Annotated in this window: 5 protein-coding genes, 1 tRNA gene and 1 pseudogene; 4 read left to right on the top strand and 3 right to left on the bottom strand. The window is 35.3% G+C overall.

Annotated elements, in window-relative coordinates:
* Together ACY65O_RS17605 and ACY65O_RS17600 are read left to right on the top strand one after the other, a co-directional pair.
* A pseudogene (locus ACY65O_RS17605) lies at positions 1 to 205 on the top strand (DNA repair protein RecN); the annotation flags it as partial.
* A 310-nt stretch (positions 206 to 515) separates the two neighbouring features.
* Entirely contained in the window at positions 516 to 1,340 is an 825-nt protein-coding gene (locus tag ACY65O_RS17600) for an enoyl-ACP reductase FabI (RefSeq protein WP_462222170.1), read from the top strand.
* A gap of 125 nt (positions 1,341 to 1,465) precedes the next feature.
* On the opposite strand, the gene ACY65O_RS17595 is transcribed toward ACY65O_RS17600, so the two are convergent.
* Positions 1,466 to 1,687 (bottom strand): DUF2795 domain-containing protein, encoded by a 222-nt coding sequence (locus tag ACY65O_RS17595; protein ID WP_430987439.1) that lies wholly within the window; start codon positions 1,685 to 1,687, stop codon positions 1,466 to 1,468.
* Positions 1,688 to 1,872: 185 nt separating this feature from the next.
* Between ACY65O_RS17595 and ACY65O_RS17590 the strand changes: the two genes are divergently transcribed.
* Complete coding sequence (locus tag ACY65O_RS17590; protein WP_462222169.1) at positions 1,873 to 2,526, top strand: ABC transporter ATP-binding protein; 654 nt, start codon at positions 1,873 to 1,875, stop codon at positions 2,524 to 2,526.
* 67 nt (positions 2,527 to 2,593) lie between these two features.
* Here ACY65O_RS17590 and ACY65O_RS17585 read toward each other — a convergent pair.
* Both ACY65O_RS17585 and ACY65O_RS17580 read right to left on the bottom strand, forming a co-directional pair.
* Positions 2,594 to 2,664: transfer RNA gene (locus ACY65O_RS17585), tRNA-Gln, on the bottom strand.
* A gap of 72 nt (positions 2,665 to 2,736) precedes the next feature.
* Positions 2,737 to 4,149, bottom strand: coding sequence for a DUF92 domain-containing protein (locus ACY65O_RS17580; protein WP_462222168.1), 1,413 nt, complete (start codon positions 4,147 to 4,149; stop codon positions 2,737 to 2,739).
* Positions 4,150 to 4,180: 31 nt separating this feature from the next.
* On the opposite strand from ACY65O_RS17580, the gene ACY65O_RS17575 reads away from it, so the two are divergent.
* A partial coding sequence (locus ACY65O_RS17575) for a hypothetical protein (RefSeq protein WP_462222167.1) occupies positions 4,181 to 4,920 on the top strand: 740 nt, incomplete at its 3' end.

Below are 4,920 nucleotides of genomic sequence, written 5' to 3'. Positions count from 1 at the left end.
GATTTCCATAACACATCAACCGCAAATAGCGGCAAAAGCCAATGCCCATTATTTTGTATATAAAGCAATAAAGGGAGATAAGATTATTACCTCTGTTAAGTTATTAAATAATGATGAACGCATTACTGCTATTGCACAAATTCTTATCGGCGAAAAGCCTACTGCTGCTGCATTGCAGAATGCCAGGGAAATGGTGGGCAATTGATGTACCCGGAAGCTCCAGCTTCCGGTTTGATTTGAGTAAGCAGGTATATTTTTTTAGAAACCATGTTATTGCAAAAATTTTTACTCCTCTTTATTATTTGTTGCAGTTTAATTGCCGCATACAGCGCATATCAATTCTGGAATAAAAAAATAAATCCCCGCCAGTCTTTTAAAAACTTTATTGGATATATGCTGCTAAATCTTACCAGTATATTTATAATTGTATTTATTTTTGGCTTTATTATAATTCATTTTAAAGAATTTTTCTTTAGCAAATAGAATCTTATTTTTACCACTCAAAATATTTAAACATGCCATACAATTTATTAAAAGGAAAAAAAGGAATTATTTTTGGAGCATTAGATGAAAAATCGATAGCCTGGAAAACAGCCCTGCGCTGCCACGAAGAAGGGGCACAATTATTATTAACCAATGCACCGGTTGCCATGCGTATGGGAGAAATAAATAAATTGGCCGAAGCGGTAAATGCACCTGTTATTCCCTGTGATGTAAGCAGCAATGAGGATGTGGCAAATCTTATTACAAAAGCAAAAGAACATTTTAGCGGCGGGGTTGATTTTATTTTACATTCCATTGGCATGAGCATTAATGTTCGTAAAGGCCTAACCTATACAGAAAATAATTACGAGTTTACACACAAAGGTTTTGATATATCTGCATTGAGTTTACACAGAGTATTAGCATCAGCGATGAAACAGGATGCGATTAATGAATGGGGTTCGGTAGTAGCACTAAGTTATATTGCAGCGCAAAGGGTATTCCCTGATTATAATGATATGGCAGATAATAAAGCCATATTAGAAAGTATTGCCCGCAATTTCGGATACCAGTATGGTGTTAAAAAACATGTACGGGTTAATACCATTTCGCAATCGCCTACACGTACTACTGCAGGCAGTGGTGTAAAAGGTTTTGACGGGTTTATAAATTATGCAGAAAAAATGAGTCCTTTGGGCAATGCCAGTGCAGAAGATTGTGCCAACTATATTGTTACTATGTTCAGTGATATGACAAGGATGGTAACGATGCAAAATCTTTTTCACGATGGTGGTTTTAGCTTTACCGGTGTAACGCAGGCCGTTATTGATCAAATGGAAACTCCCTCCGCTCAATAAAAATAATAATTTGGTCTTTACAAAATAAAATAGCCGTTCAATTTTTGAACGGCTTAATTTTTTATATCATAAAAGCGTATTGGAATATAATGCTCTAAAGTTCCCCTTTAGGGGCGGAAGGGCTATTAATATTCTTCTTCATTAAAAAAGAAATCCTCATGGCTCGGGTAATCGGGCCAGATATCTTCAAGACTTTCATATATCTCCCCTTCATCTTCCAGTTCCTGTAAATTTTCTACTACTTCAATAGGGGCACCACTTCGAATGGAGTAATCTATCAATTCATCTTTTGTTGCAGGCCACGGAGCGTCTTCAAGGTGTGAGGCTAATTCTAATGTCCAAAACATATTGTATCTCTTTAAATTTTTCTTAAATAATTCAGGATAATTACACCCTAATTTTCCGCAAATGTATAGGTTCTGTGGAAATAACCAAAAGTGTTTTATTAACGGCTGTTACCGGCATAAATTGTTTTACGGTAAATAAAAGGCCTATTAGCTTATTTTTATGAATTATTAATTACTTTTAAAGCATGTTGTCAGCAAAGAATATTCAAAAAAAATACGGCCAGTTGCAGGTATTAAAGGGTGTAGATATTGACATTAAAAAAGGAGAAATTGTAAGTATTGTAGGGAGCTCAGGTGCTGGCAAAAGCACGCTGCTGCACATTTTGGGCACTTTGGATACTGCCGGGGCAGGAGAAATTATTTTAAATAATCAAAGGATTGATAAGTTGTCAGGAAAAAAACTGGCCGCCTTTAGAAATAAAGAAATTGGGTTTGTTTTTCAGTTTCATCACCTTTTACCGGAGTTTACAGCGCTGGAAAATGTTTGTATCCCGGGCTGGATTGCTGGTGGAAAAAAGAAAGAAATACTGGCTAAAGCGGAAGAATTATTAAAAACTTTGGGCCTTTCCAACCGTTTGGAGAACAAACCGCAGCAACTTTCCGGCGGCGAGCAGCAACGTGTGGCTGTGGCCAGGGCTTTAATTAATAACCCTTCCATTGTTATGGCCGATGAGCCCACCGGCAACCTCGACAGTAAAAATGCAAAGGAACTACACGAACTTTTTATTGATCTGCGTAAACAGTTTAATCAAACTTTTTTAATTGTTACGCATAATGAAGAGTTGGCTCAAATGAGCGACAGGATCGTACACATGAAGGAAGGAAAGATAGTATCCTGAATAACCTCGAATATATCTTTTAAATCAACCACATAAAAAAATACAGGTAATATTTACCAGTCTTTTGTTGGGTTACTAGGATTCGAACCTAGACGGACAGAATCAAAATCTGTAGTGCTACCGTTACACTATAACCCAATCGGTTCTTTGCCTGCGCTCAGAATTAGGAGTGCAAAAATAAGGTTTCAACCCTTTTCAGCCAAAAGCTTTTTAGTGTATTTGTTTGAAAATATAAAAAAACAGCAATGTAATAAGCATATTGCTGAGTATGTTAACCATATCATTGGTGCACCAGCTTAAACCTTTTACTTTTTTAGCACCGTTTTCTTCATCATCGCAAAGTTTTCCATCCAAAGTTTTATACTTTATTTGCAACCAACTGCCTAAAATGCTATCAGCCAGCATGCCTGCAAAACCTGCAATTAAAATGCATAAGAATACCGAAAGAGAAAAGCTATAAAAATAACTTGTAATAAAGGCCAGCAACATTGCACCTGCTAAACCTGCCAAAGTTCCGGCAGCAGAAATACCACCCGATACACCCGGTTGTAATTTTTCAAAAGATAAAATATCAAACGTAGCGCCTTTAAAATAAAATCCCAGTTCCGAACTTGTACTGTCGGCCATACTGATACAAAAAGAAACGATAGCGGTAATTAAATAAATTTCTTCTTTAACGATACCATATAAGATCATAAATATAATTCCGGTTATACCATTCGCAAAAACCTGTTTTGCATTTCGGCCTTCTTTTTCTTGTTGCGGTTTGTTTAATTTTGATAATAAGCTGCCGCTGATTAAAAAAATACCGGGAGCAATAAATGCCTTGTATTCTCCGGCGATAAAAAGTAACAAAGCCACCCAGCAGGCTGCTGTTGCGCCACTAAACGTTAACCATTTTTTATACATTGAAAATGCAGATAATACTGCCAATAATATTGCAACTAATAAAAGTGTTTGTATTTGTACTGCAGATAAATCAATAAGCAGTAAAGCCCATGCGCCAGTAAAAAGCGGTACAGTTAAATTATCGCTGCCACGGTAACTGAATAATTCTGTAATAGCGGGCAGCAGAGCCAGTGCGATACAAAGTAAAATACCTTGTAAAGAAAAATTATTAAAATAAAAAAGTGAGACAGCTAAAGCTGAAACATAAAATCCTGTAAAGCCAACCCATGATTTATTTTCTGCAAGAAATATAATTTTTTGTTTGCCAAAATATTCACCACATATTCCAGCCAGGGCATCGCTGATGCCTAATATTAAAACAGCGTAAACAATAATAAAATCGCTGAAGAAAGGAATAAATAATAATGCCGCAAATGCTAACGGAAAAAATGCAATGCCATAAGTTCTGTAATCATTTACCTGCATCCAGCCATTACGAATAACGCCTAGCAAAATAAAAAAGAAAAGCAAAAAAACTGAGGCCAGTAATAAACGGTTTTCAAAACGGTGGATGGCAAATGCACAGGTGCAGATGGCCGTAAAGTGCAACAGCTTTCTGCCAAAAAGTTTATTGAGAATTTTATTTTTTAGAGCAAGTTCTATTCCCAATAACGCAAAACCAATTATTGCCATTGTTATTAACCCTGTAAATAAATCTTGCTGCGATAAATGCATTATATTGTATAATAATGCTGTAATTTAAGCAATGATAAAAGAACTGGAAGATTATAATTGGTTTCCAAAAATATTACGTCGCTGGCAAACAGAATTTATTGGCAGCATAGCCATATGGACTAATTTATATAAGCCGTTAGTGCCAGTGCTGAATAAAATGATTACAGAGAATACAATTATTTCTTTACAGGATTGCTGCAGTGGGAGTGGTACTCCTGCAATGAATATTCATAAGCAGTTGGCAATTCAATTGCCAATGTTGTTAACTGACAAATATCCTGATGAAAGTTTTGAAAACAAACCGCCTGTTATTTACTCCATTCATTCTGTAGATGTTTTACAAATGCAACCGGTTGAAAATATTTTATACACCATGTACAATGCTTTTCATCATTTTTCTGCGGAGCATCAACAGGATATTTTACAAAAAATGGCAACAACTAAAACCTCTTTTTTAATTGCCGAATTGTTAGAACCTGGTTTTATTAATATCATCAAAATATTTTTCACCACCACACTGGGGCAAATTTTTACAGCACCATTTATACAACCATTCTCTTTGTCAAGATTATTCTTTACTTATATTATTCCCGTTAATTTGTTTACCATAACTTACGACGGAATAATATCGGTATTAAAATCAAAAACGGTAAAGCAATATAAAATGCTGATTGTAAATATTTCAACCCAAAATTATACAATCACCGTAAGTAAGGTTAATAATTTAAAAGGTAATGTTGTTTATATAAAAGGAGAACCAATTAATAAATG

The sequence above is a fragment of the Ferruginibacter sp. genome (assembly GCF_031430955.1).
GTDB lineage: Bacteria > Bacteroidota > Bacteroidia > Chitinophagales > Chitinophagaceae > Ferruginibacter.
This window is presented reverse-complemented; position numbering and strand designations above follow the sequence as displayed.

Excerpts from the sequence above, each read along its gene's own strand:
- ACY65O_RS17595 (WP_430987439.1), bottom strand. The coding sequence starts at position 1,687 with ATGTTTTGGACATTAGAATTAGCCTCACACCTTGAAGACGCTCCGTGG.
- ACY65O_RS17600 (WP_462222170.1), top strand. The coding sequence starts at position 516 with ATGCCATACAATTTATTAAAAGGAAAAAAAGGAATTATTTTTGGAGCA.
- ACY65O_RS17590 (WP_462222169.1), top strand. The coding sequence starts at position 1,873 with ATGTTGTCAGCAAAGAATATTCAAAAAAAATACGGCCAGTTGCAGGTA.
- ACY65O_RS17580 (WP_462222168.1), bottom strand. The coding sequence starts at position 4,149 with ATGCATTTATCGCAGCAAGATTTATTTACAGGGTTAATAACAATGGCA.